Raw genomic sequence first — 23,004 nt, forward strand, 5'->3', positions numbered from 1 at the left:
TCCTCACGGCGTTTTCACGCATCCTGCGCGGCGATTTTCTGCTGCAGCCACTTCTCGACCGATGGAAACACGAACTTGGAGACGTCGCCGCCCAGCACCGCGATCTCGCGCACGATGGTGCCGGAGATGAACTGGTACTGGTCGGACGGGGTCAGGAACAGGGTTTCGACGTCGGGCAGCAGGTAGCGGTTCATGCCGGCCATCTGGAATTCGTATTCGAAGTCGGACACGGCGCGCAGGCCGCGGACGATGACGCGTGCATCATGGCGGCGCACGAAATCCTTGAGCAGGCCGGAAAAGCTTTCGACCTGCACGTTGGGATAGTGGCCCAGCACTTCATTGGCGATCGTCAGCCGCTCGTCGAGCGAGAAGAATGGCCGCTTGTTCTTGCTGTCGGCCACGCCGACGATCAGCTTGTCGAACAGGCCCGAAGCGCGGCGCACCAGATCTTCATGCCCACGTGTCAGCGGATCGAATGTTCCCGGATAAATGGCTGTGACCATGATGGCTCCCTAAATTGAACGCGCATTATGCCTGATTAAGCAGAGGGTTGATGCATGAAAAGATGGTAGAACACCATGCCCGCACGGTCCGTGCGCACGATGCGCCAGTCCTGCAGCCACTCTTTTTTCGGCTCCGCGTCGAGCGCCGTTTCCGCTTCGACATAGAGCAGCCCGTCCGGCGCCAGCAGGCGCGCGCATACCGGGAGCATACGCTGCAGCATATCGCGATGGTAGGGGGGATCGAGGAAAATCAGGTCGAAGGTTTGCGCCGAGCGGGCCAGCATTTCCGCGTTGGCCACCGCGTCGCCCCGCCGCACTTCCACCTGGCCGGCCCGCAGCTTGTCGCAGGTGGCCTGCAGCTGCTGCGCCGCCGCCGGCAGCGACTCGACCATCAGCACCCGCGCCGCGCCCCGGCTGGCCGCCTCGAAGCCGAGCGCGCCGCTGCCGGCGAACAGGTCCAGGCAGCGCACTTCGTCCCATGCATGGTCGAACAGGTGCTCAAGCCAGTTGAAGACGGTTTCCCGCACCCGGTCCGGCGTCGGCCGCAGCCCTTCCGCCTCCAGCACCGGCAGCGGCGTGCGCTTCCACTGGCCGCCGATGATGCGCACCTGTCGCGGTGCGCCGCTCCGGCGCGGCTTCATGGCTTGCCGGCGCCGACGACGATGGTGACCACGCGGTCGGCGGCAAGCTTGCGGCCGAATGCGGCGCGGATGTCGGCGACCGTGACCCGCTCGACATTCGCGGTCCAGGTGTCGAGGTAATCCAGCGGCAGGCCGTAGAAGCCGATCACGGCCAGGTTGTCGAGTATCTTGCGGTTGCTGTCGATGCGCAGCGAAAAGCCGCCGACCAGGTTGTCCTTGGCGGCTTTCAGCTCGGCCTCGGTCGGGCCGTCGCGCAGGTAGTCGGCCAGCGTGTCGCGCACGACCTTCAGCGCATTGGCCGTTTCCGCGCGCTGCGTCTGCAGGCCGATCTGGAACGGTCCCGGCTGTGCCAGCGGGCTGAAATAGCTGTAGACGCTATACGCCAGGCCGCGCTTTTCGCGCACTTCCCGCGTCAGGCGCGACACGAAGCCGCCGCCGCCCAGGATGTAATTGCCCACTGTCAGCGCAAAGAAGTCCGGATCGCCGCGCTGCAGCGCGGGCGCGCCGACCAGCACGTGCGACTGCGATGCCGGATGCGCGATCCAGTCTTCGACCGCGCGCGCCGCCGGCGTCGGCGGCAGCGCCGGCAATGCCGCGCCTTGCGGCAGCCGGCGCGTCAGCTGCCGCGCGATCGCGTCGGCATCCGCGCGCGAGACGTCGCCCATGATGGACACCACCGCATGATTGGCGACGTAATGGGCCGCATGGAAGGCGACCAGGTCGTCGCGCATGATCGCCTCGACCGATTCCACCGTTTCCTCGCGTCCGTACGGATGCGAGCCGTAGGCGGCGCGCGAGAACGCCCGCTGGGCAATCGATTCCGGCTTGGTCAGGCTTTCCCGGATCGACGCGGCGACCCGCGCCTTGTCGCGCGCCAGCAGGTCGGCCGGGAAGCTGGGCTGGGCCAGCAGCCGGCCCAGCATCTGCACCGCCACGTCCCGCTCGGCACGGCTCGACAGCGTGCGCAGCGAAGCGCCCGCGCGGTCGCTGCCGCCGCCGCCGCCGCGCTGCGCGGCGATATTGGCGAACGCTTCCGATATCTGCGCCTCGTTCAGCGCCGGCTCGGTTGCGCCATCGTCCAGCCTGGCTTCGCGCAGCCCGCGCGCCAACATCGCATTGGTCAGGCCGGACACGCCGGTCTTGCCTTCCGGGTCGCGGCGCGAGCCGGCGTCGAACTCGACGCTCATGTCCAGCACCGGGATCGTGTGGTTTTCGACGAAATAGACCCGGGCGCCGTTGGCCAGCGTCCAGTTCTGGATCTGCAGCGCGGCATGGGCGCTGCCCGCCGCCAGCAGCAGCATCGACAGCAGCAGCAGCGGGGCCAGGCAATGCCTGGCCAGGCTCGAAGTGGTTTTACGCATGGGTTGCATGTTCTCAGTGACGCAGGCCGGCTGGCGGCGCTGCGGGTTTCCTGTCGGTCAGCGGCAGCGGCACCAGGGTGGCCACCGTCAGCTGGTCTTCGTTGAAGTAGCGGGCAGCCACGTCCTGCACCTGCTTCGCGGTGACCTGGCCCAGCTTCTCGATGATGCGGTCGATCTGCTTGTGCGAGATGCCGGTCATTTCCATCACGCCGATTTCCATCGCCTGGCCGAATACCGAGTCGCGCTTGTAGATCTGGCTGGCGATCAGCTGGTTCTTCACCCGCTTGAGCTCTTCCTCGGTCACGCCTTCCTGCGCCACGCGCCGGACCTCGTCCCGCAGCAGCTTCTCCAGCTGCTCGGTCGTGGTGCCGGCAGCCGGCGTGCCATCCAGCACGAACAGCACCGGGCCGCGCGCATTGCTGGAATAGCTCGCGCCCACCGAATTGGCGACCCGCTCGGTGCGCACCAGCCGCGCCGGCAGGCGGGCGTTGTCGAAGCCGTCGAGCACCGCCGACAGCACGTCGAGCGCATGGACGTCGTCATCCTTTTCCACATCGCGCAGCGTCGGCGCCTTGAAGGCAAGCGCCACGTAGGGATTTTCCGCCGGCGCCTTGACGGTGATGCGGCGCACGCCCTGCTGCAGCGGCTCGTTCTGCGGGCGGGTCACCGGGATGCTCTTGACCGGGATCTTGCCGAAATATTTTTCCGCCAGCGCCCTCACCTGCGCCGCGTCGACGTCGCCGGTCACCACCATGGTGGCGTTGTTGGGCGCATAGAAGCGGTCGTGCCAGGCCTTCGCGTCTTCCACCGTCATGTGCTGGAGGTCGTCCATCCAGCCGACGATCGGGTGATGGTAGGGATGCGCGACGAAGGCGGCGGCGTTCAGCGCCTCGTAGACCCGGGCGCTGGCCTGGTCCTCGGTGCGCAGCCGGCGCTCTTCCATAACGACCTTGATCTCGCGCGCGAACTCGTCCTTGTCGAACACCAGGTTGGCCATGCGGTCGGCCTCCAGCGCCATCACCGCTTCCAGCCGCGATTTCTCGATCTGCTGGTAATAGGCGGTGTAGTCCTTGCTGGTGAAGGCATTTTCGCGCCCGCCCAGCGCGGCCACGCGGGCGCTGAACTCGCCCGGCTTCAGGCTGGTCGTGCCCTTGAACATCATGTGCTCGAGCGCGTGGGCGACGCCGGTCGTGCCGTTGAGTTCGTCCATCGAACCGATGCGGTACCAGACCATGTGCGCGGCAGTCGGCGCGCGGTGGTCTTCCTTGACGATGATCTTCATGCCGTTTTCGAGCATGAACTCCTGCGCTGGCTCGGCATGCGCCGCCAGCGGGCACAGCGCCAGCATCCATGCGGCCGCAATCGCCCTGATACGAAATGTCATAGTCTCGCTCTGCTAGAATAGGAAGCCGATTTTCCGCGCCGCTCGCGTCTCTGGCGTTCCGAAAAAACAAGGCACTGATTGTATCCGCTCGCAGCCGTGATGGCTGCCGGCGCCATTGACCGCAACGACTCCCCCTATTCGATGTTCAGCTTTTTTAAACGCAAGTCCAAAGACACGCCGCCGGAGGCAGCGGACGCTGCGCCGGCGCAAGCGCCGTTGCCAGCCGAGCCCGCCATCGTGGCGGCGCCGGCCGCCGTGATCGAGCCGGCGCAGACGCCGACCGAAACCCGCGCATCCTGGATGAAGCGGCTCAAGGCCGGCCTGTCCAAGACGTCCACCGGGCTGACCACGCTCTTCGTCGGCGCCCGCATCGACGAGGAACTGTACGAAGAGCTGGAAGCCGCGCTGCTGATGGCCGACGCCGGCGTCGAAGCCACCCAGTTCCTGCTCAACGGCCTGAAGCGCCGGGTCAGGGAACAGAAGCTGACCGATGCGTCGCAGGTCAAGACCGCATTGCGCGCGCTGATGATCGAGCTGCTCACGCCGCTGCAGAAGCCGCTGGTGCTGGGCCGCGAACAGCCGCTGGTCATCATGATCGCGGGCGTCAACGGCGCCGGCAAGACCACCACCATCGGCAAGCTGGCCAAGCACATGCAGGCGCATGGCCAGTCAGTGCTGCTGGCGGCCGGCGACACCTTCCGCGCCGCCGCGCGCGAGCAGCTGACGGTCTGGGGCGAGCGCAACAATGTCAGCGTCATTTCCCAGCAGTCCGGCGACCCGGCCGCGGTCGCGTTCGACGCGGTCCATTCGGCCCAGGCCAGGAAGACCGATATCGTCATGGTCGACACCGCCGGCCGCCTGCCGACCCAGCTGCACCTGATGGACGAGCTCAAGAAGATCAAGCGCGTGATCGGCAAGGGCATGGCGTCGGCGCCGCATGAAGTGCTGCTGGTCATCGACGGCAACACCGGCCAGAACGCGCTGGCCCAGGTGCAGGCATTCGACGATGCGCTGTCGCTGACCGGCCTCGTCATCACCAAGCTCGACGGCACCGCCAAGGGCGGCGTGCTGGCCGCCATCGCCAAGGTGCGGCCGGTGCCGGTCTATTTCATCGGCGTGGGCGAACAGATCGAGGACCTGCAGCCGTTCAGCGCCGAAGACTTCGTCGACGCGCTGCTCAGCTGACCCGTTCGCAAGGAAGCCGGCCATGGCCATGATCGAATTTCACGATGTCAGCAAGCTTTATCCGGGCGGCTCCGCGGCGCTGTCGGACGTGTCGCTGTCCATAGCCAGCGGCGAGCTGGTGTTCCTGGCCGGCCCTTCCGGCGCCGGCAAATCGACGCTGCTGAAGATGATCGCCGCGATCGAACGGCCGAGCACCGGCCGGGTGCTGGTCAACGGCCAGGACGTCGGCGGCATCAAGCCGCGCGGCCTGCCCTACCTGCGCCGCAAGCTGGGACTGATCCTGCAGGAACAGCGCCTGCTGATGGACCGCAAGGTGCTGGCCAACGTCATGCTGCCGCTGGTGGTGACCGGCGCGGCGGTCGAGCATGCCGAGAAACGCGCGCGCGCCGCGCTGGAAAAGGTCGGCATGCTGTCCAAGGCCGGCAGCATGCCGCAGACCCTGTCCGGCGGCGAGCAGCAGCGCGTGGCGATCGCGCGCGCCATCGTGCACCGGCCGCAGGTCATCATCGCCGACGAGCCCACCGCCAACCTCGACCGCGACAGCGCCAACCTGGTGCTGTCGACGCTGGAGGCGTTCCACAGCGCCGGCGTGACCTGCGTGGTGTCGACCCATGACGAATATTTCCTCGATCGCGCCGACCGCGTGATCTACCTGAGCCAGGGGCGCGTGACCGAAGCCTGGCAGCGCAACCCGGTCGTGGAGGACGCGGCATGAGGATGTGGCTGCGGCAGCACCTGTTCGCCATCCGGGGCGCGCTGCCCCGCCCGGGGCGCGGCTTCGGCAGCTTTGCCTTCAATGTGCTGGTGGTCGCCATCGCGCTGGCGCTGCCATTCGCCGGCCTGACGGTGCTGGAAAACATGCGCCCGGTATCGGCCCAGCTGGCGGTCGAGCCGGAGATCAGCGTGTTCATGGGCGTGGAGACGCCGCGCGCGCGGGCCACCGCTCTGGCGGCGGAGATACAGCAGGTGCTGGCAAGCAACGGCAGCACGGCCCTGATGGAATTCGTCCCGCGCGAAAACGCGCTCAATGCGCTGAAGGCGCGCAGCGGCATCGGCGAGGCTGTCACCACGCTGGGCAACAATCCGCTGCCCGACGGCTATGTGCTCAAGCTGGCCGGCTTCGACAATGCGCAGGACGCCGGCCGGGTCGACCAGATCGCGGTGCAGCTGAAGGCGCTGCCCGGCGTCGACTACGTGCAGGTCGACTCGGCCTGGGTCAAGCGGCTGTCGGCGCTGCTCAATGTGCTGCGCCTGGCGCTGCTGCTGCTGGCGGCGACGCTGGGCGTGGTGGTGGTCGCGGTGGTCTTCAACACGGTCAGGCTGCAGGTGATGACGCAGCGCGAGGAAATCGAGGTGTCGCGGCTGGTCGGCGCCACCGACGGTTTCATCTGCCGGCCGTTCTACTACGCCGGCGCCCTGCTCGGGCTGGCGGCCGGGGCGCTGGCGCTCGGCGCCGTGGCGCTCGGCCTGCGTCCGCTCAACGCCGCCATCGCGGAGTTCGCGAGGTTGTATGCATCCGAGTTCCAGCTGGTCCCGCTGGGCGCCTTCCTGACCGTGAGCCTGCTGCTGCTGAGCGCAGTGCTCGGCCTGTGCGGCGCGATGCTGTCGGTGCGGCGGCACCTGGGGCGCGCAGCCTGAAAATGCGGGAACATTTCGATGGCTCGCCTGTCCTATACGGGCAAATCATTATTTCTTCCAGGATTTCCCGCGTGTAGCCATCCAAGTTCCCCAGATTGACCAATGTCCGGCAGGTTGATCGAATCGTTGTACCTCTCCCGAGCGGCGTCGCCGCGGCAAACTTTTATGTTTGCATGGGCTCTAACATTAGTCTTTTTTCAACTCAAGAACTTTTTTCGATAGGTGTTCCCTATCTTTGTGGTTGGGATCGCTCATTAGCACTCTCAAAACCGGAGTGCTAATATATTGTTTGCATCAGGTTTCTTATAGTCATCATTGACGTTACGTCTAGTAAGCAAGGAGAAAGCATGAAAGCATCGACCCCGTCGGATGCGATAGTCGCTACAGGTCAAAATGCACTGGCCCTCGGTTTCTCTGGCAATCTGGGCAATATCGACGCGTACATTTCCGCTGTCAACCGTCTGCCCATGCTGACACAGGAAGAAGAAGTGTCGCTGGCCCGCCGCTGGCGCGAGAGCAATGACCTCGCCGCCGCGCAAGGGCTGGTGCTGTCCCACCTGCGCCTGGTGGTCTCCATTGCGCGCGGTTACCTCGGTTACGGCCTGCCGCATGCGGACCTGATCCAGGAAGGCAATATCGGCCTGATGAAGGCTGTCAAGCGTTTCGACCCGGACCAGGGCGTCCGGCTGGTGTCCTATGCGATGCACTGGATCAAGGCCGAGATGCACGAGTACATCCTGAAGAACTGGCGGCTGGTGAAGGTTGCGACCACGAAGGCGCAGCGCAAGCTGTTCTTCAACCTGCGCAGCCACAAGGAAGGCCTGGACTCGATGACGCCGGCACAGGTCGACGCGCTGGCCAAGACGCTGAACGTGAAGCGCGAGGAAGTGATCGAGATGGAAACCCGGCTGTCGGGCCGCGACATCGCGCTCGAATCGCCGACCGACGATGAAGACGACAAGTTTTCGCCGATCGCCTACCTGTCGTCCGAAAGTTCGGAGCCGAGCAAGGTCCTGGAAGCGCAGCGCTTCGACCGGCTGCAGTCCGAGGGACTGGAAACCGCGCTCGAAAAGCTGGACCCGCGTTCGCGTCGCATCGTCGAAGCGCGCTGGCTGGCCAATGACGACGGCTCGGGCGCGACGCTGCATGAGCTGGCGGACGAGTTCGGCGTATCGGCCGAGCGCATCCGGCAGATCGAGGCGGTCGCGCTGAAGAAGATGAAGGGCAGCCTGGCAAGCTACGTCTGACGTCCGACGCGTCCTGTCCCAGGACGAAAAAAAACGCCATGTGCCGCGAGGCCATGGCGTTTTTCTTTTGACATCTCTTTCCGGCAGCTTCTTCCGGCAGCTTATTTCCCCGCCAGCAGCACCTTCAGGTCCTGCGCGATAGGCTCCGGCCCCTGGCCGTGCCGCACGAAGAGCCGCACCCTGCCCTGCGGATCGAACACGTAGCTGGCCGCGGTATGATCCATCGTGTAGCTGCCGGCATCCTTGCCGGGCACCTTCTGGTAGAACACGCGGAATTCCTTGGCCACCTTGGCGGTGGCTTCCTGGTCCCCCGACAAGCCGATGAAGCGCGGGTCGAAGGCCGGCACATACTGCTTCAGCAGCGCCTGCGTATCGCGCTCCGGGTCGAGCGTGACGAACAGCACCTGGACCCGCTCGGCATCCGGCCCGAGCTGCTTCATCACCGCGGCCATCTCGGCCATGGTGGTCGGGCAGACATCCGGGCAATGCGTATAGCCGAAGAAGATCACGACCGCCTTGCCCTTGAAGTCGGCCAGCGTGCGCGGCTTGCCGTCCTGGTCGTTCAGCGCGAAATCGCGGGCATAACCGAGGCCGGTGACATCGCTGTTCTTGAATGTCGTGCTGGCCGGCGTCAGCATCATCTGGCCGCTCTCTGCGCCGGGCTTGTCGGAACAGCCGGCCAGGGCGGAAAGGAGCAGCAGAACGGGAAGGATGGCGCGCATGTCAGAATGGCAGGTAATGATCGGCCAGCAGCGCTGCGAACAGCAGCGACAGGTAGATGATCGAATAGGTAAATGTCTTGCGCGCGAGCTGGTCGCTGTAGTTGCGGTAGATGCGCCACGCATAGCTCAGGAAAATCGCGCCCAGCACCACGGCGCTTGCCAGGTAGACCAGGCCGCTCATCTTCACTGCGTAAGGCAGCATGGTGGTGGCGAACAGCGCGATCGTGTACAGCAGGATGTGAAACTGGGTCAGCTTCATGCCGTGGGTGATGGGCAGCATCGGCAGTCCGGACTTCGCGTAATCGTCGCGGCGGTATAGCGCCAGCGCCCAGAAATGCGGCGGCGTCCAGACGAAGATGATCAGCACCAGGATCCATGCCTGCATCGGCAGGTCGTTGGCGACTGCCGCCCAGCCCAGCGCCGGCGGCATCGCGCCGGACAGGCCGCCGATGACGATGTTCTGCGGCGTGGCCGGCTTCAGGATGATGGTGTAGATGACAGCGTAGCCGACGAAGGTGGCGAAGGTCAGCCACATGGTCAGCGGATTGACCAGCGTGTACAGCACCCACATGCCGGCGCCGCCGATCACCCCGGAAAACAGCAGGGTCTGCGGCACCGTGATTTCGCCGCGGGCCATCGGCCTGCGGGCGGTGCGCGCCATGCGCGAATCGATTTCGCGCTCGACCAGGCAGTTGACCGCAAATGCGGCGCCCGCCAGCAGCCAGATGCCCGCCGTCGCCGCGATCAGCACGCGCCAGTCCGGAAGCGTGGGCGTGGCGAGGAACATGCCGATGACAGCACAGAATACGGCTAGCTGGGTGACGCGCGGCTTGGTCAGCGCCCAGTACTGGGCAATGCGATTCGGAGTGGCGGTCAGCGTTGTCATGCGTGAAATTTGTCCGTGGGGTGAAAGCCGGCGCTAACGCGGCTTCAGGCCGGACAGGTGCTGCTTGCAGCCCTGACGGGCCGGGTGCCGGCGGAAAGATTAGCCTTATAGTTTAACATGACCGTCAGAACCACGAGCACCGCCGCCCCGCCGTTGTGCAGCACTGCGATTGCCAGAGGCCAGTTCAGGAACAGCGTGGCCACGCCGATCAGGAACTGCAGCGCCACCATGGCCAGCAGCGCACGCCCGGTCCTGCGCAGCCCGTCGATGCGCATCGCCTTGTGACCGAGCCAGCCGAAAAAGGCCACGACCACCAGCGCAAACGTCCGGTGCGTCCAGTGGATCGCGGTCAGCGCTTCATAAGGCAGGTAATCGCCGCCGGCGGTCATGCCGAGCTGGCGCCAGAGCGTGAATCCGTGTTCATAATCCATCTTCGGCACCAGCGCGCCGTGGCATAGCGGATAGTCGGTGCAGGCCAGCGCCGCGTAGTTGGTGCTGACCCAGCCGCCCAGCGCGATCTGCGCCATCAGCACCGCCAGTCCGATCGCCGCAGCCAGCCGCAGCCGCCTGCCGTCCGCCGCCACCGGCGCATGCGCATTCTGGCCGGCCGCCATCCAGGTCAGCATGCCGAGCAGCCCCATGCCCAGCAACAGGTGGATGGTGACGATGACCGGCTGCAGCTTCAGCGTGACGGTCCAGGCGCCGAAAGCGCCCTGCAGGCAGACAAAGCCGAACAGCAGCGTCGGCAGCACCGGCACGCGCGGACGGGCAGGCCGCGCCGTGCGGAACCAGCGCATCCAGGCGATCACCATCATGGCGACGATCAGCACGCCGACGGCCATGGCCAGGTAGCGATGGATCATTTCGATCCATGCCTTGACGACCGTGACCGGCCCGTGCGGCATTGCCGCTTCGGCCGCACTGATCTGGCCGTGCGCCGCCACCGGATTCGCGTGGCCGTAGCAGCCGGGCCAATCCGGGCAGCCGAGGCCGGAATCGGTCAGCCGGGTGAAGGCGCCGAACATGATCAGGTCGAAGGTCAGGAACAGCGTGACCCAGGCCAGCTTGCGAAATTTGTTGGCGTCCTTCGACGCCCACACCACGGTCAGCGGCAGCAGCGCGACGAGCAGTCCGAGGATGGCGAGCTGGATCAGCATGGCGTTACCCGATGCTCGACGCGCGCAGCAGCTTGCCGATATCTTTTTTCATCTTGTTCGGGTCCGGATTTTTGGGGAAGCGCATCATCAGGTTGCCCAGCGGGTCGATGAGGTACACATGGTCGGTCACCGTCGCGCCCTGCTCGACCGGCAGCCACTGCTTCAGCCTGGCCGGGTCGGTCCGCAGCACGCGGGTGCCGTCGTACTCCTTCAGCAGGACGGTGTCGACCGGCTTGTCGTCGATGACCAGCCAGACGCGTTCGATACGGTCCATTTCCTTGCCCTGGGTCAGGCGCAGCTGCCGCTGCTGGAACAGCTTGGTGCGGCAGGCTTCGGCGCAGTCGCCGCTGTCGGCCTGCAGCATGATCCATTTGCCCTTGTAATTTTCCAGCCCGGCCGGCTTGCCATCCAGCGCGGTGGCGTTCAGTTGCGGCAGCGGGTAATTGCGCGGGTCGATCAGCGTGCCATAGTTGGTGCGGCCCTCGGGCTTGATCACGTAGTACGTCAGGTAGGAAGCGATCAGCGGCGAAGCGCAGACCAGGATGATGAGGAACAGTTTCCAGCGTCCCTGGCTTTGCGGTTTATTTGCTTGCACGTTTGAATCCCGTCACGACATAAAAGAGGAAGGCGGTCGCGGCGAGCGCGAACCACTGAAAAGCATAGCCATAGTGCCGGTCGATGCCCAGCGACGGCCGCGGCCAGTCGCGCACCAAGCCGTCGTCCGGGCCGCCGGTCTGCTCGACGATGAACGGCTCGATCTCGAGGCCGCTGGCCTGTGCAAGCTGCGCCGCATCCAGGTTCTGCACGATCGCGCCCGGTTTCAGCGGCGCGGGCTGCCCCAGCTGCAGCAGGCGACCGGCATGCCGGCGCGCGCTGCCGGTCACTTCGACGACGCCGGTCGGCGTGGCAATCGGCGGGATGCGGCTGCGGTCCGCCACGTCCCGCGCGATCCAGCCGCGCGCAACAATGATATGGCGGCTGGAACCCGCAATTTTCAATGGCGTCATCACATGAAACCCGGGTTTTCCCGCATGGGGCCGGTTGTCCAGGTAGATGGTCCAGCCAGGCAGGAACTCGCCGCGCACCGTCACCTGCCGGAATTCGAGCGCATCGGCATCGGCCGCGCTGGCGGCGACGCCTTCGAGCCGCAGCGGCGGCGCCTTTTCCCGCGTCGCGATGCGCTGCTCGATCGCTTCCTTTTCCGTGGCGCGTCCCAGTTGCCATTGGCCCAGCGACACGCCGATTGCCGCAACGACCAGCATCGCGATAAAAGGCAGCAGGCGAAAGTGAAAACTGAATGGCATTACAATGGGTCCTGACAATTCATAAACACCGGCGTGCGGCCTGCAGCATGCCGCGGCCCCATCCCACCATGAAAATCATCGTCGCCATTGGTTTCATCCTTATCATTGCCAGCCTCGGCTCGGCGCTGTTCTTCCTGATGAAGGACAAGGGCACGAGCAACCGCACGGTCCACGCGCTGGCATTCCGGGTCGGATTCTCGATCGCGCTATTCATCCTGCTACTGACCGCCTACCGCCTCGGCTATATCCAGCCCACCGGCATCGGCCTGCGCTAGGACCCTACCCCCTGAAACCCGTGGCCCGCAGTAAAAAAGCCGCACCGAGGTGCGGCTTTTTTGGCGATGCGGCGGTTTAAAGCCAGTAGACCACCACGTACAGTCCCAGCCACACGACGTCGACGAAGTGCCAGTACCAGGCTGCGCCTTCGAACGCGAAATGGTTTTCCGGGGTGAAGTGGCCCTTCATCACGCGGTACAGCACCACCGACAGCATGATCGCGCCCATGGTCACGTGGAAGCCGTGAAAGCCGGTCAGCATGAAGAAAGTCGAGCCGTAGATGCCGGACGTCAGCTTCAGGTTCAGTTCGCTATAGGCATGCATGTACTCATAGACCTGGAAGCCCATGAAGACCGCGCCCAGCAGGACGGTTGCGGCAAGCCAGAAGGCAGTCTGGGCACGGTGACCGGCGCGCAGCGCATGGTGCGAGATGGTCAGCGTCACGCCCGAGGTCAGCAGCAGCGCGGTGTTGATGGTCGGGATCGGAAACGGGCCCATCGTGCGGAAGTTCTCGATCGTGCCGCCGGGACCGGCATTGCCCCACTGCGCCGAAAAGTCCGGCCACAGCAGCTTGTTGTCGAGGTCCGCCAGCCATGGCATCGTGATGCTGCGGGCATAGAACAGCGCGCCGAAGAAGGCGGCGAAGAACATCACCTCGGAGAAGATGAACCAGCTCATGCTCCAGCGATAGGAGACGTCGATGCGCTTGTTGTACAGGCCGCCTTCGGATTCGGCGATCGCGTCGCCGAACCAGCCGTACAGCACCGCCAGGAAGCCGATGATGCCCAGTATGTTGACATAGGGCGCCCAGCTTGCGCCGTTGACCCAGCCGGAAGCGCCGATCATGGTGATCAGCATCGAAATGCCGGCCAGCATCGGCCACCGTGATGGCCCCGGTACGTAGTAGTAAGGTGCGGTCCCGCCGTGTTGAGTGCTCATTTCCCCCTCCAATATTCAAACTCTGATTCTGTTGTTCCAGCCGCCTGCAACGCTTCCCTGCACTGCTATTTCGCCACGACCATCCTGACGATGAAGATCAGCACCGCGATGAACAGCGCCGCTCCGATCAGGCCGGCGATGATCACATACACCGGGTTGAGCTGCGCCGCGTCCTTTTCATAGTCCCGCCGCTTGCGCACGCCGAAAAAGGACCAGAACACCGCCTTCATCGTCGCGCCAAAGGACATCTTGCGCTGCGTGACCTGCACCCGCTCCTGCTCGTCCATATATTTGTGCCTGCCCGTCAGCTTGCGGTTTTGGCGCTGCCGCCTATTTCGAAGAACGTATACGACAGGGTGATTATTTTTACGTCCCTGGGCAGCGCCGGGTCGACATAGAACACGACCGGCATCTGCTTCGCCTCATTCGGTTTCAAGGTCTGCTGCTGGAAACAGAAGCATTCGACTTTCTTGAAATGCGCCGCCGCCTGCTGCGGCGCGTAACTCGGTATTGCCTGCGCGTCGATGCTGCGCGGCTGGGTGTTCACCACTTCATAGACCACTTGCGCCATCTCGCCCGGATGCACCTGCATGCTGCTGACCGTGGGCCGGAAGCGCCACGGTCCCTGCGCGTTGGCGTCGAACTCGATGGTGATCGTGCGGGACTTGTCGACCTGCGTATTGGCCACCGGTTCGACCGTCGCGTCCTTGGGCGTGAGCAGGTTGATGCCGGTCAGCTCGCAAATCTGCTTGTACACCGGGATCAGCGCATAGCCGAAGCCGAACATCATGACGGCGACCACGAGCAGTTTGCTCAGCGTCGTTGCGTTGAGCTTCCTGGTGTAGCCGTCGTTGGATGGTTGTGTCATTGCTGAAACCAGACGCGCTTGACGAAAAGTCCGATGAAAAATCCCACTGCGACCAGTGCCAGGATCAGTGCGGTCCTGAGATTGTTCGGCTTTTGTTGTTTCGACATTTGCTTGAACAGGCGGACTCGCGCCCGCCTGTTCCCTTGCTTGGTTACTTGACCATCGGTGGGGTTTCGAAGGTATGGAACGGGGCCGGGCTAGGCACGGTCCATTCGAGGCCTTCGGCGCCATCCCATGGCTTGGCCGGGGCTTTTTCGCCGCCGCGGATCGAAGGCAGCACGACGAAGAACAGGAAGTAGACCTGCGCCAGGCCGAAGCCGAACGCGCCGATCGAGGCAATCATGTTGAAGTCGGTGAACTGCGCCGGGTAGTCGGCATAGCGACGCGGCATGCCGGCCAGTCCCAGGAAGTGCATCGGGAAGAAGGTTATGTTGAACGTGATCAGCGAAAGCCAGAAGTGGAACTTGCCGCGGCCTTCGTTGTACATGTAACCGGTCCACTTCGGACCCCAGTAGTAGAAGCCCGCGAACATCGCGAACAGCGAGCCGGCCACCAGCACGTAGTGGAAGTGCGCCACCACGTAGTAGGTATCCTGCATCTGGATGTCGATCGGGGTCACGGCCAGGATCAGGCCGGTGAAGCCGCCCATCGTGAAGACGAAGATGAAGCCGATTGCGAACAGCATCGGGGTCTCGAACGTCATCGAACCGCGCCACATCGTGGCGATCCAGTTGAACACCTTTACGCCGGTTGGCACCGCGATCAGCATTGTCGCGTACATGAAGAACAGCTGCGCGGTGACCGGCATGCCGGTGGCGAACATGTGATGCGCCCAGACGATGAAGGACAGAATCGCGATCGACGAGGTGGCGTACACCATCGATGCATAGCCGAACAGGGTCTTGCGGGCAAACGCCGGGATGATGTGCGAGATGATGCCGAATGCCGGCAGGATCATGATGTACACCTCGGGATGGCCGAAGAACCAGAAAATGTGCTGGTACATCACCGGGTCGCCGCCGCCGGCCGCGTTGAAGAACGAGGTGCCGAAATGGCGGTCGGTCAGGGTCATCGTGATGGCGCCGGCCAGCACGGGCATCACGGCGATCAGCAGGTAGGCGGTGATCAGCCAGGTCCAGCAGAACATCGGCATCTTCATCAGGGTCATGCCGGGAGCGCGCATGTTCAGGATGGTGACGATGATGTTGATCGAGCCCATGATGGACGAGGCGCCCATGATGTGCATTGCAAAGATGCCCATGTCCATGCCGACGCCCATCTGGGTCGACAGCGGCGCATACAGCGTCCAGCCGGCAGCGGTGGCGCCGCCCGGGACCAGGAAGGAGGTCACCAGCAGGATCGCGGCGGGCGGCAGCAGCCAGAACGAGAAGTTGTTCATCCGGGCGAAGGCCATGTCGGACGCGCCGATCTGCAGCGGGATCATCCAGTTGGCGAAGCCGACGAAGGCCGGCATGATCGCGCCGAACACCATGATCAGGCCATGCATCGTGGTCAGCTGGTTGAAGAACTCCGGACGGAAGAACTGCAGGCCAGGCTGGAACAGCTCGGCGCGGATGCCCAGCGCGAGCACGCCGCCGGACAGCAGCATGGTGAACGAGAACCACAGGTACAGCGTGCCGATGTCCTTGTGGTTGGTCGCGAACAACCAGCGGCGCCAGCCATGCGGATGATCGTGCGCGTGGTCGTCGTGTGAGTGATCGTGTACGTGGTCAACAACGGTTGTGCTCATCTCATACTCCTAAATTTCGATTACTTGCGCGCAGCCACGACTTCGGCCGGTTGAACGATGTTTTCCTGCGCCTTGTTCGACCAGCTGTTGCGGGTGTAGGTGATCACGGCGGCAATGTCCGTATCCGACAGGACCGATTTCCATGCAGGCATCGCGTTCTTGCCGTTCAACAAGATGTCAATCTGCGGACCCTTGGGACCGGTGACCACGGCCGAACCGTCCAGCGCGGGGAATGCGCCCGGGACGCCCTTGCCGTTGGCCTGGTGGCAGGCGACGCAGTTGGCAGCGTAGATCTTCTCGCCGCGGACCTTCATCTCGTCGATGGTCCAGGTCTTGTTCGGATCGTCTGCCATTGCAGCCATTTCCTTCTTCTTGTCGGAGACCCACTTCGTGTAGTCGGCGTCGCTGACCACGTTGACGACGATAGGCATGAATGCATGGTCCTTGCCGCACAGCTCATAGCACTGGCCGCGGTAGACGCCGACCTTCTCCGCGCGGAACCAGGTGTCGCGGACGAAGCCCGGAATCGCATCCTGCTTGACGCCGAACGACGGCACGCCCCAGGCGTGGATCACGTCATTGGCGGTGGTGACGATGCGCACTTTCTTGTTGACCGGCACGACGACGGGGTTGTCCACTTCGATCAGGTAGTTGTCGCTCTTGGCGACATTATGGTCCATCGTCTGTTCGCGCGGCGTGCTCAGGTTGGACAGGAAGGAAATGCCCTCGCCCTCGCCTTTCAGGTAGTCGTAGCCCCATTTCCATTGCATGCCGGTGGCCTTGATGGTCAGGTCGGCGTTGGACGTGTCCTTCATCGCGACCACGGTGCGGGTTGCAGGCAGCGCCATCAGGATGATGATGACGAAAGGCACGATGGTCCAGCCGATCTCGACTGCGGTGCTCTCGTGGAAACTGGCCGACTTGTGGCCAAGCGACTTGCGGTGCTTCATGATGGAATAAAGCATCACGCCGAACACTGCAAAGAAGATGGCGAGGCAGATGCCCATCATCCAGTTGTGCAGCGTATTGATCTCGGCAGCAATCTGGGTAACAGGTTGTTGGAACGTCATCTGGCGTACAGCCGGACCTCCAGGGCTATCGACCACCGCCCACGACGGCATACCAGCCGCCATGAACAATGCACCGAGCATCAATGATTGAAGGCGCTTCGCTTGTTTCATGATTTCCTCAAATGCCCTTAATTAGAATTCTGTAGTTCCAGCCCGACTCGCTGCGCCTGCCGTATTGCCTGTGCAAGTTCCCTTGCAAATTCGCGCCGCCGCCAGCTGGTCAGGAATCTCCCGACCTCGACCCTGACGCCGGCCGCCTCCACCACGATCAGGCCGCGGTGCCCGTCCGGCAAATCGACCCTCGCCGCATGCGGGTCCAGCCGGTGAGGGCTGGCCTGCTCGGCCCGGACCAGTTCTATCAGGAGGGTGTCTTCACTCAAAACGATGCGTTCGCGATCTGTCGCATGGCGCCCGTACTGAAAAAAAGCCAGACCTACCGCCGCCAGTTCAAGAACCGCAAAGCCGAGGATGTACCAGGCGCCGCGCAAGGTGAATAAGACGGCGACTGTCAGCGAAACCGAACACAAGCCTGCATAAACCATCGCCAGCTGCCGGGGTGCAATCGAACAATTGCGTTTCAGGATCCACTCCCTGCTGCTCATCGCTGCCTGCCTGCTGTCGATGGTCGCGCCAAACCCGCACTATGTAAAACCAGCGAAGTATAAGGGGGAACGTGTAATAGCATCAAGTGAAATAACGGGCGGTCAGCGGCGCGTCAAACCGGCATTATCATGCGCCCGACAGCCGTTTCGGCCGCGCTTCGACGCCGGAACGGCCGCCGGGCCGATTATTTCCTCGGCCGGTCGAAGCGGATAATCGATTCGCCGCTGGACGTGGTGCGCGGCGCCGGGCAAAAAGCGTGTCCGTAGACGATTTCAAAGGTCAGCGGCAGCGTGCCGTCGTCCCGCCGGCCGGCTTCCAAGGCGGCCAGCATGCGCCGGTAGGCGGCATGGCCGACCAGGCCGCGGCTGCGGGTGGAAAGCGGGTTGCCGCCCCAGGCGCGCACGTCCTGCAGCAGCTTCTGCGGATCGGCATAGGTGACGGTGATGGTTTCCATGTCCATCACCGGCGTGGCGAAGCCGGCGTCGATCAGCATGTCGCCGAAATCATGCATGTCGACAAACGGCAGCACCCGCGGCTGCGGGCCGGCCGCCGCCCAGGCGCTGCGCAACTCCCGGAACGAGTCCGGGCCGAAGCAGGAAAACATCAGCAGGCCGTCGACCCGCAGCACCCGGCGCCATTCGGCGAACACCCGGTGCGGCTGCGGATGCCAGTGCAGGGCCAGGTTGGACCAGACCAGGTCGGCGCTGCCGGCCGCCAGCGGCAGCTGCGCGAAGTCGGCGCAGGCCAGTTCGGCGCCGATGCCCGGCCCGGCCGCGCTTTTGGGCAGCCAGCGCTGGAGCAGCCGGTTCATCGACGACTGCGCGGCGGTCTGGCTGGCGCGCGCGGCCTGCAGCATGGCCGCGGACGCATCGACGCCGACCAGCCGTGCGCCGCCGAAACGCTGCCGCAGCACCGGCAGGTCGGCGCCGTCGCCGCAGCCGGCGTCCAGCACCACGCTGGGCGCAAGCTTGATCAGTTCGAGCCGTTCGAACATGCGGCCGGCGATCTCGCGCCGCAGGAAGCCCGACTCGGCGACGCGCGCCGGGCTGGCGAACAGGCGGCGCACCTGCTGCAGGTCGATCGGCGCGCTGATGCGCTCGGCGGGGGGAGAAGACTGGGAAGGTGGGGCCACGGCAGGCATCGGTCCAATGAGATAATCGCGGCAAGTTTACCCTGTCGCAGGATTTGCCGCTCCATGCTCGCCTTGCTCCGACACCGCTCACAGCTTCTTGCCGCACGCCTGCGCGCCGGCATGCCCTGCTGCTGCGCGCTGTGCGGATGCGGCGCGGCGTCGGTGCTGTGCGACGGCTGCCGCCAGCGCTATCTCGCGCCGCCGGCGCCGCGCTGCCGCCAGTGCGCGACGCTGCTGCCCGCCGGGGCGGGCGCCGCCAGCCTCTGCGGCAGCTGCCTGCGGCGCCCGCCCGCCTTCGACGCCACGGTCGTCGTCACCGACTACGAGGCGCCGCTGGACCAGCTGGTGCTGGACCTGAAGTTCGGCGCGCAGCTGGCGTTGGCGCCGCTTTTCGGCGGCCTGCTCGCGCAGGCGATGCGCCGGCAGCCGTCCGCATCATGGCCGGCGCTGCTTGCGCCGGTGCCGCTGGGCGGCCGGCGGCTGGCCGAGCGCGGCTTCAACCAGGCGCTGGAAATCGGCCGGACGCTGGCGCGCGACCTCGGGCTGCCGCTGCGGGCCAGGCTGCTGGAACGCTGCCGCGACACCGCGCCGCAGACGCTGCTGGCGCCCGGCGAGCGGCGCGCCAACCTGCGCCAGGCTTTCGCGGTGCCGGCGGCCATGCGGGAGCGGGTGCGCGGCCGGCACGTCGGCGTCATCGACGACGTGATCACCACCGGCGTCACGCTGGACGAGATTGCCGCCACGCTCAAGCGGGCCGGCGCCGTGCGCGTCACCTGCCTGGCGTTTGCGCGGACGCCGCGCCGCTGAACCGGTGACCTGCCGAGCCACCGAGCCGCCGAACACTTACCTTCCGAAGGAGATGTCCTTGTTTCATGTCGTACTGGTCGAACCCGAGATTCCACCGAATACCGGCAATATCATCCGCTTGTGCGCCAATACCGGTGCGCAGCTGCACCTGGTCGAGCCGCTGGGCTTTCCGCTGGACGACGCCCGCATGCGCCGCGCCGGCCTCGATTACCACGAGTTCGCCGCGATGAAGGTGCATGCCGGCTGGGATGCCTACCTGGCCAGCGAGCAGCCGGACCCGGCGCGCATGTTCGCGCTGACCACCCACGGTTCGACGCCGTTTGCGAGCATGCATTTCCAGCCGGGCGACGTGTTCGTGTTCGGTTCCGAGACCCGTGGCCTGGCGCCCGAGCGGCGCGACGCCTTTCCCGCTGCGCAGCGCATCCGTCTGCCGATGCGGCCAGGCAACCGCAGCGTCAACCTGTCCAACACGGTCGCCGTCGTCGTCTATGAAGCCTGGCGCCAGAATGGCTATGACGGCGGCAGCTGACGCAGCCTTTGGCTGATGCCCGCCTTATAATCCGGAATCCGCATGCCGTCGGCTGCACACCTGATTACAAGGGCACCATGATCAAGCAATTCCTGGCGGTCTTTTCCGCAGCGCTGCTGGCCGGCGCAGTCCATGCCGCCGACTACCGGGCAGGCGCCATCAACATCACGGCGCCGCATGCCCGGCCCACGGTTCCCGGCCAGCCCGGCGCCGCCGCCTACCTGACGCTGGAAAACACCGGCGCCAGCGCCGACCGCCTGGTCGGCGTCAGCTCGCCGGTCGCGCAGTCGGCCGAAATCCACACCATGCGCATGGACGGCGACGTGATGCGCATGCGCGAAGTCGGCGAACTGCCGCTGGCGCCTGCGGCCAGGGTCGAAATGAAGCCCGGCATGGGCTACCACATCATGCTGACCGGACTGAAGCAGCCGCTGCAGGAAGGCGCCGCTTTTCCGCTGACGCTGACGTTCGAGAAGGGCGGCAAGGTGGAGGTGACGGTGACCGTCGGCGGCAAGCAGGCAAAGCCGGCCGGGCATGGGCATTGATCAGCGGATAGCGGCCGGCGCGATGCGCGTGATGCCGCCGCCGGCTCACGAAGCGCCGGGCGGCGCAGCCGCCACGCCGGCACGGGGTTCGCCGCACGGCGGTTGACCCGGCGCGCCGGGCCCGCCGTCACTCCACCTTTTCCAGCTTCGCGATCGTCAGGTCCAGCAGCTTCATGCCGTTGCGGCCGAAGTTGATGCTGGCGCGGGCGCTGCCGCCGCCGCCTTCGATGTTGACGATCACGCCCTCGCCGAACTTCTGGTGATGCACGCTCTGCCCTATCCGCCAGCCGGAATCGGTCTGCGTACGCTCCGACGGCCGCGACGGCACGTCCACCCATGCGGCCTTCTGCTGCTGGTTCGCGAACCAGTGATGCTGCACCTTGGGCGATAGCCACTTCAATGCCTCTTCGGGCAGTTCGTCGAAGAAGCGCGACTTGACGTTGAAACGGGTCTGGCCGTGCAGCATCCGGGTCTGTGAAAAACTCAGGTAGAGCCGCTGCCGGGCGCGCGTGATCGCGACATACATCAGCCGCCGCTCTTCCTCGACCCCGCCCTCCTCCTTCTCGCTGTTGTCATGCGGGAACAGGCCCTCTTCCAGGCCGGTGATGAACACCGCGTCGAACTCCAGGCCCTTGGCCGAATGCACGGTCATCAGCTGCATCGCATCCTGCCCGGCCTGCGCCTGGTTGTCGCCCGCTTCCAGCGACGCATGCGACAGGAAGGCCGACAGCGGCGACATCACGACATTGAGCGGCGCGTCGGCGTCGATGATTTCCACGCCGTCGCCGTTGACGATGGCCGCGCCCGCCATCGCTTCCGACGACGGTCCCTGCAGCGCCGGCGCGGCGCGGCCGAAGCCTTCCTCGGCGATGAACAGCGTCGCCGCGCTGACCAGCTGCTCGAGGTTTTCGATGCGGTCCGCGCCTTCCTTCTCGTTCTGGTAATGGACCAGCAGCCCGCTCGCCTCCAGCACCGCCTGCACCATGTCCGGCAGCGGCAAAACGCTGGTGTCGCGCCGCACGTTGTCCAGCATCTCGACGAAGCGGCCCAGCAGCACGCCCGGCTTGCCCGGCACCTGCGCGACCGCGTCATGCAGCGACAGCCCGTGCTGCCGCGCGGCGTCCTGCAGCTGCTCCAGCGAGCGCGCACCGATGCCGCGCGTCGGGAAATTGACGGCGCGCAGGAAGGCCGAGTCGTTGTTCGGATTGTCGATCAGCTGCAGGTAGGCAATCGCGTGCTTGATCTCCGCGCGTTCGAAGAAGCGCTGGCCGCCATAGACCCGGTACGGTATGCCGGCGGTGAACAGCGCATGCTCGATCACCCGCGACTGCGCATTGGAACGGTAGAGCACCGCGATCTCGCTGCGCAGCGCGCCCTCGGCGATCAGGCTCTTGCTTTCCTCGATGATCCAGGTGGCTTCCTGCAGGTCGCTGCTGGCTTCATAGATGCGGATCTGCTCGCCGTGGCCGGCGTCGGTGCGCAGGTTCTTGCCCAGCCGCTTGGTATTGTGCGCAATGAGCGTGTTGGCGGCGTCCAGGATGTGGCCGTGCGACCGGTAGTTCTGCTCCAGCCGGATCAGGTTCTGCACCTGGAATTCGCGCTCGAACGAGGACATGTTGCCGACATTGGCGCCGCGGAACGCGTAGATGCTCTGGTCGTCGTCGCCGACCGCGAACACCGCATTGTCGCGGCCGGCCAGCAGCTTCAGCCAGCTGTACTGCAGGTTGTTGGTGTCCTGGAACTCGTCGACCAGGATGTGGCGGAAGCGCCCCTGGTAATGCTCGCGCAGCGGCTGGCTGCGAGACAGCAGCTCGTAGCTGCGCAGCAGCAGTTCGGCAAAGTCGACCACGCCTTCGCGCTGGCACTGGTTGTCGTAGAAATCGTAGAGCTCGACGAACTTGCGGTGGAAGTCGTCATGCACCTCGACATCCTTCGCGCGCAGGCCCTGGTCCTTCGCGCCATTGATGAAATACATCAGGCTGCGCGGCGGATACTTTTCATCGTCGATGTTGAGCGCCTTGAGCATGCGCTTGATCATCGAGAGCTGGTCCTGGGTGTCGAGGATCTGGAAGGACTGGGGCAGCGCGGCGTCGCGGTAATGCGCGCGCAGCAGCCGGTTGCACAGGCCGTGGAAGGTGCCTATCCACATGCCACGCGTGTTGATCGGCAGCATCGCGGACAGCCGCGTCATCATTTCCTTGGCCGCCTTGTTGGTGAAGGTGACCGCCAGCAGGCCGCCGGGAGAAATCTGCCCGGTCTGGACCAGCCAGGCGATGCGGGTGGTCAGCACCCGGGTCTTGCCGGAACCGGCGCCGGCCAGGATCAGCGCGGACTGCGCGGGTAAAGTGACGGCGGCGAGTTGCTCCGGATTAAGATTATGGAGTAGATTTTGCATCCGCAAGATTATAAGCCTGCGGGGGTTTCAACCGGCATCGACTAACCGGGATTTCGGGATAC

The 23,004-nt window shown here is 64.9% G+C and carries 26 protein-coding genes; 8 read left to right on the forward strand and 18 right to left on the reverse strand.

Annotation, left to right across the window (positions count from 1 at the left end):
• Positions 1–14: 14 nt before the first annotated feature.
• The 4 genes from coaD to QOL82_RS17350 are packed head-to-tail and all read right to left on the reverse strand — an operon-like array spanning position 15 to position 3,889.
• The gene (gene coaD / locus QOL82_RS17335) at positions 15–503 is read right to left on the reverse strand and encodes a pantetheine-phosphate adenylyltransferase (RefSeq protein WP_283443552.1); all 489 of its coding nucleotides are present in this window, start codon (positions 501–503) and stop codon (positions 15–17) included.
• A gap of 35 nt (positions 504–538) precedes the next feature.
• On the reverse strand, positions 539–1,144 hold the full coding sequence (gene rsmD, locus QOL82_RS17340; protein ID WP_283443553.1) for a 16S rRNA (guanine(966)-N(2))-methyltransferase RsmD: 606 nt from the start codon (positions 1,142–1,144) through the stop codon (positions 539–541).
• Positions 1,141–2,505, reverse strand: coding sequence for a M16 family metallopeptidase (locus QOL82_RS17345; RefSeq protein WP_283443554.1), 1,365 nt, complete (start codon positions 2,503–2,505; stop codon positions 1,141–1,143). The genes rsmD and QOL82_RS17345 overlap by 4 nt, the downstream gene beginning before the upstream one ends.
• A gap of 13 nt (positions 2,506–2,518) precedes the next feature.
• The gene (locus QOL82_RS17350; RefSeq protein WP_283443555.1) at positions 2,519–3,889 is read right to left on the reverse strand and encodes a M16 family metallopeptidase; all 1,371 of its coding nucleotides are present in this window, start codon (positions 3,887–3,889) and stop codon (positions 2,519–2,521) included.
• 141 nt (positions 3,890–4,030) lie between these two features.
• On the opposite strand from QOL82_RS17350, the gene ftsY reads away from it, so the two are divergent.
• The 4 genes from ftsY (at position 4,031) to rpoH (ending at position 7,959) form a co-directional block, all read left to right on the forward strand.
• On the forward strand, positions 4,031–5,074 hold the full coding sequence (ftsY, locus tag QOL82_RS17355) for a signal recognition particle-docking protein FtsY (RefSeq protein WP_283443626.1): 1,044 nt from the start codon (positions 4,031–4,033) through the stop codon (positions 5,072–5,074).
• 28 nt (positions 5,075–5,102) lie between these two features.
• Positions 5,103–5,789 carry a cell division ATP-binding protein FtsE gene (locus QOL82_RS17360; protein ID WP_283443627.1) on the forward strand — a complete coding sequence of 229 codons (687 nt, stop codon included), beginning with the start codon at positions 5,103–5,105 and terminating at the stop codon, positions 5,787–5,789.
• Positions 5,786–6,712 (forward strand): cell division protein FtsX, encoded by a 927-nt coding sequence (locus QOL82_RS17365; RefSeq protein WP_283443556.1) that lies wholly within the window; start codon positions 5,786–5,788, stop codon positions 6,710–6,712. Before QOL82_RS17360 ends, QOL82_RS17365 begins: the two co-directional genes overlap by 4 nt.
• A gap of 347 nt (positions 6,713–7,059) precedes the next feature.
• Complete coding sequence (gene rpoH, locus QOL82_RS17370) at positions 7,060–7,959, forward strand: RNA polymerase sigma factor RpoH (RefSeq protein ID WP_283443557.1); 900 nt, start codon at positions 7,060–7,062, stop codon at positions 7,957–7,959.
• A gap of 101 nt (positions 7,960–8,060) precedes the next feature.
• Here the strand turns inward: rpoH and QOL82_RS17375 are convergent, their stop codons facing one another.
• The 5 genes from QOL82_RS17375 to QOL82_RS17395 are packed head-to-tail and all read right to left on the reverse strand — an operon-like array spanning position 8,061 to position 12,028.
• The gene (locus QOL82_RS17375) at positions 8,061–8,681 is read right to left on the reverse strand and encodes an SCO family protein (RefSeq protein ID WP_430438501.1); all 621 of its coding nucleotides are present in this window, start codon (positions 8,679–8,681) and stop codon (positions 8,061–8,063) included.
• A 1-nt stretch (position 8,682) separates the two neighbouring features.
• Positions 8,683–9,567, reverse strand: coding sequence for a heme o synthase (gene cyoE / locus QOL82_RS17380; protein WP_283443558.1), 885 nt, complete (start codon positions 9,565–9,567; stop codon positions 8,683–8,685).
• Positions 9,568–9,611: 44 nt separating this feature from the next.
• Complete coding sequence (locus QOL82_RS17385) at positions 9,612–10,724, reverse strand: COX15/CtaA family protein (protein ID WP_283443559.1); 1,113 nt, start codon at positions 10,722–10,724, stop codon at positions 9,612–9,614.
• Positions 10,725–10,728: 4 nt separating this feature from the next.
• Positions 10,729–11,319, reverse strand: a complete 591-nt coding sequence (locus QOL82_RS17390; RefSeq protein ID WP_283443560.1) for an SCO family protein — start codon at positions 11,317–11,319, stop codon at positions 10,729–10,731.
• Entirely contained in the window at positions 11,306–12,028 is a 723-nt protein-coding gene (locus QOL82_RS17395; protein WP_283443561.1) for an SURF1 family protein, read from the reverse strand. The genes QOL82_RS17390 and QOL82_RS17395 overlap by 14 nt, the downstream gene beginning before the upstream one ends.
• Positions 12,029–12,096: 68 nt before the next feature.
• On the opposite strand from QOL82_RS17395, the gene QOL82_RS17400 reads away from it, so the two are divergent.
• A complete protein-coding gene (locus QOL82_RS17400) occupies positions 12,097–12,303 on the forward strand; it encodes a twin transmembrane helix small protein (RefSeq protein ID WP_283443562.1) in 207 nt (68 codons plus the stop codon).
• Between the two features lie 76 nt (positions 12,304–12,379).
• On the opposite strand, the gene QOL82_RS17405 is transcribed toward QOL82_RS17400, so the two are convergent.
• From QOL82_RS17405 to QOL82_RS17440, 8 genes are all read right to left on the reverse strand, one after another.
• Positions 12,380–13,243, reverse strand: a complete 864-nt coding sequence (locus tag QOL82_RS17405; RefSeq protein ID WP_283443563.1) for a cytochrome c oxidase subunit 3 — start codon at positions 13,241–13,243, stop codon at positions 12,380–12,382.
• Between the two features lie 65 nt (positions 13,244–13,308).
• Positions 13,309–13,530 carry a DUF2970 domain-containing protein gene (locus tag QOL82_RS17410; RefSeq protein WP_283443564.1) on the reverse strand — a complete coding sequence of 74 codons (222 nt, stop codon included), beginning with the start codon at positions 13,528–13,530 and terminating at the stop codon, positions 13,309–13,311.
• A 17-nt stretch (positions 13,531–13,547) separates the two neighbouring features.
• On the reverse strand, positions 13,548–14,111 hold the full coding sequence (locus QOL82_RS17415) for a cytochrome c oxidase assembly protein (protein ID WP_283443565.1): 564 nt from the start codon (positions 14,109–14,111) through the stop codon (positions 13,548–13,550).
• Entirely contained in the window at positions 14,108–14,218 is a 111-nt protein-coding gene (locus QOL82_RS17420) for a cytochrome oxidase small assembly protein (RefSeq protein WP_283443566.1), read from the reverse strand. The genes QOL82_RS17415 and QOL82_RS17420 overlap by 4 nt, the downstream gene beginning before the upstream one ends.
• 44 nt (positions 14,219–14,262) lie before the next feature.
• On the reverse strand, positions 14,263–15,861 hold the full coding sequence (gene ctaD, locus QOL82_RS17425) for a cytochrome c oxidase subunit I (protein WP_283443567.1): 1,599 nt from the start codon (positions 15,859–15,861) through the stop codon (positions 14,263–14,265).
• 20 nt (positions 15,862–15,881) lie between these two features.
• Positions 15,882–17,042 (reverse strand): cytochrome c oxidase subunit II, encoded by a 1,161-nt coding sequence (gene coxB / locus QOL82_RS17430; protein WP_283443568.1) that lies wholly within the window; start codon positions 17,040–17,042, stop codon positions 15,882–15,884.
• A 17-nt stretch (positions 17,043–17,059) separates the two neighbouring features.
• The gene (locus QOL82_RS17435) at positions 17,060–17,533 is read right to left on the reverse strand and encodes a DUF2244 domain-containing protein (protein WP_283443569.1); all 474 of its coding nucleotides are present in this window, start codon (positions 17,531–17,533) and stop codon (positions 17,060–17,062) included.
• Between the two features lie 185 nt (positions 17,534–17,718).
• Positions 17,719–18,675 (reverse strand): methyltransferase domain-containing protein, encoded by a 957-nt coding sequence (locus QOL82_RS17440; protein ID WP_283443570.1) that lies wholly within the window; start codon positions 18,673–18,675, stop codon positions 17,719–17,721.
• A gap of 54 nt (positions 18,676–18,729) precedes the next feature.
• Here QOL82_RS17440 and QOL82_RS17445 point away from each other — a divergent pair, with 54 nt between their 5' ends.
• The 3 genes from QOL82_RS17445 to QOL82_RS17455 all read left to right on the forward strand — a co-directional run bounded on the left by QOL82_RS17445 (position 18,730) and on the right by QOL82_RS17455 (position 20,547).
• Positions 18,730–19,473, forward strand: a complete 744-nt coding sequence (locus QOL82_RS17445) for a ComF family protein (protein ID WP_283443571.1) — start codon at positions 18,730–18,732, stop codon at positions 19,471–19,473.
• A 58-nt stretch (positions 19,474–19,531) separates the two neighbouring features.
• A complete protein-coding gene (gene trmL / locus QOL82_RS17450; RefSeq protein WP_283443572.1) occupies positions 19,532–20,002 on the forward strand; it encodes a tRNA (uridine(34)/cytosine(34)/5-carboxymethylaminomethyluridine(34)-2'-O)-methyltransferase TrmL in 471 nt (156 codons plus the stop codon).
• A 77-nt stretch (positions 20,003–20,079) separates the two neighbouring features.
• The gene (locus tag QOL82_RS17455; RefSeq protein WP_283443573.1) at positions 20,080–20,547 is read left to right on the forward strand and encodes a copper chaperone PCu(A)C; all 468 of its coding nucleotides are present in this window, start codon (positions 20,080–20,082) and stop codon (positions 20,545–20,547) included.
• A gap of 127 nt (positions 20,548–20,674) precedes the next feature.
• Here QOL82_RS17455 and QOL82_RS17460 read toward each other — a convergent pair whose 3' ends face one another.
• The gene (locus QOL82_RS17460) at positions 20,675–22,942 is read right to left on the reverse strand and encodes a UvrD-helicase domain-containing protein (protein ID WP_283443574.1); all 2,268 of its coding nucleotides are present in this window, start codon (positions 22,940–22,942) and stop codon (positions 20,675–20,677) included.
• Between the last annotated feature and the right edge of the window lie 62 nt (positions 22,943–23,004).

The organism is Noviherbaspirillum suwonense (genome assembly GCF_900182955.1).
Classification (GTDB): domain Bacteria; phylum Pseudomonadota; class Gammaproteobacteria; order Burkholderiales; family Burkholderiaceae_D; genus Noviherbaspirillum_A; species Noviherbaspirillum_A suwonense.

What these genes read in the sequence shown, in the direction of transcription:
- coaD (WP_283443552.1), bottom strand. Translation starts at nt 503, where the DNA reads ATGGTCACAGCCATTTATCCGGGAACATTCGATCCGCTGACACGTGGG.
- rsmD (WP_283443553.1), bottom strand. Translation starts at nt 1,144, where the DNA reads ATGAAGCCGCGCCGGAGCGGCGCACCGCGACAGGTGCGCATCATCGGC.
- QOL82_RS17345 (WP_283443554.1), bottom strand. Translation starts at nt 2,505, where the DNA reads ATGCGTAAAACCACTTCGAGCCTGGCCAGGCATTGCCTGGCCCCGCTG.
- QOL82_RS17350 (WP_283443555.1), bottom strand. Translation starts at nt 3,889, where the DNA reads ATGACATTTCGTATCAGGGCGATTGCGGCCGCATGGATGCTGGCGCTG.
- ftsY (WP_283443626.1), top strand. Translation starts at nt 4,031, where the DNA reads ATGTTCAGCTTTTTTAAACGCAAGTCCAAAGACACGCCGCCGGAGGCA.
- QOL82_RS17360 (WP_283443627.1), top strand. Translation starts at nt 5,103, where the DNA reads ATGATCGAATTTCACGATGTCAGCAAGCTTTATCCGGGCGGCTCCGCG.
- QOL82_RS17365 (WP_283443556.1), top strand. Translation starts at nt 5,786, where the DNA reads ATGAGGATGTGGCTGCGGCAGCACCTGTTCGCCATCCGGGGCGCGCTG.
- rpoH (WP_283443557.1), top strand. Translation starts at nt 7,060, where the DNA reads ATGAAAGCATCGACCCCGTCGGATGCGATAGTCGCTACAGGTCAAAAT.
- QOL82_RS17375 (WP_430438501.1), bottom strand. Translation starts at nt 8,681, where the DNA reads ATGCGCGCCATCCTTCCCGTTCTGCTGCTCCTTTCCGCCCTGGCCGGC.
- cyoE (WP_283443558.1), bottom strand. Translation starts at nt 9,567, where the DNA reads ATGACAACGCTGACCGCCACTCCGAATCGCATTGCCCAGTACTGGGCG.
- QOL82_RS17385 (WP_283443559.1), bottom strand. Translation starts at nt 10,724, where the DNA reads ATGCTGATCCAGCTCGCCATCCTCGGACTGCTCGTCGCGCTGCTGCCG.
- QOL82_RS17395 (WP_283443561.1), bottom strand. Translation starts at nt 12,028, where the DNA reads ATGCCATTCAGTTTTCACTTTCGCCTGCTGCCTTTTATCGCGATGCTG.
- QOL82_RS17400 (WP_283443562.1), top strand. Translation starts at nt 12,097, where the DNA reads ATGAAAATCATCGTCGCCATTGGTTTCATCCTTATCATTGCCAGCCTC.
- QOL82_RS17405 (WP_283443563.1), bottom strand. Translation starts at nt 13,243, where the DNA reads ATGAGCACTCAACACGGCGGGACCGCACCTTACTACTACGTACCGGGG.
- QOL82_RS17410 (WP_283443564.1), bottom strand. Translation starts at nt 13,530, where the DNA reads ATGGACGAGCAGGAGCGGGTGCAGGTCACGCAGCGCAAGATGTCCTTT.
- QOL82_RS17415 (WP_283443565.1), bottom strand. Translation starts at nt 14,111, where the DNA reads ATGACACAACCATCCAACGACGGCTACACCAGGAAGCTCAACGCAACG.
- QOL82_RS17420 (WP_283443566.1), bottom strand. Translation starts at nt 14,218, where the DNA reads ATGTCGAAACAACAAAAGCCGAACAATCTCAGGACCGCACTGATCCTG.
- ctaD (WP_283443567.1), bottom strand. Translation starts at nt 15,861, where the DNA reads ATGAGCACAACCGTTGTTGACCACGTACACGATCACTCACACGACGAC.
- coxB (WP_283443568.1), bottom strand. Translation starts at nt 17,042, where the DNA reads ATGAAACAAGCGAAGCGCCTTCAATCATTGATGCTCGGTGCATTGTTC.
- QOL82_RS17435 (WP_283443569.1), bottom strand. Translation starts at nt 17,533, where the DNA reads ATGAGCAGCAGGGAGTGGATCCTGAAACGCAATTGTTCGATTGCACCC.
- QOL82_RS17440 (WP_283443570.1), bottom strand. Translation starts at nt 18,675, where the DNA reads ATGCCTGCCGTGGCCCCACCTTCCCAGTCTTCTCCCCCCGCCGAGCGC.
- QOL82_RS17445 (WP_283443571.1), top strand. Translation starts at nt 18,730, where the DNA reads ATGCTCGCCTTGCTCCGACACCGCTCACAGCTTCTTGCCGCACGCCTG.
- QOL82_RS17455 (WP_283443573.1), top strand. Translation starts at nt 20,080, where the DNA reads ATGATCAAGCAATTCCTGGCGGTCTTTTCCGCAGCGCTGCTGGCCGGC.
- QOL82_RS17460 (WP_283443574.1), bottom strand. Translation starts at nt 22,942, where the DNA reads ATGCAAAATCTACTCCATAATCTTAATCCGGAGCAACTCGCCGCCGTC.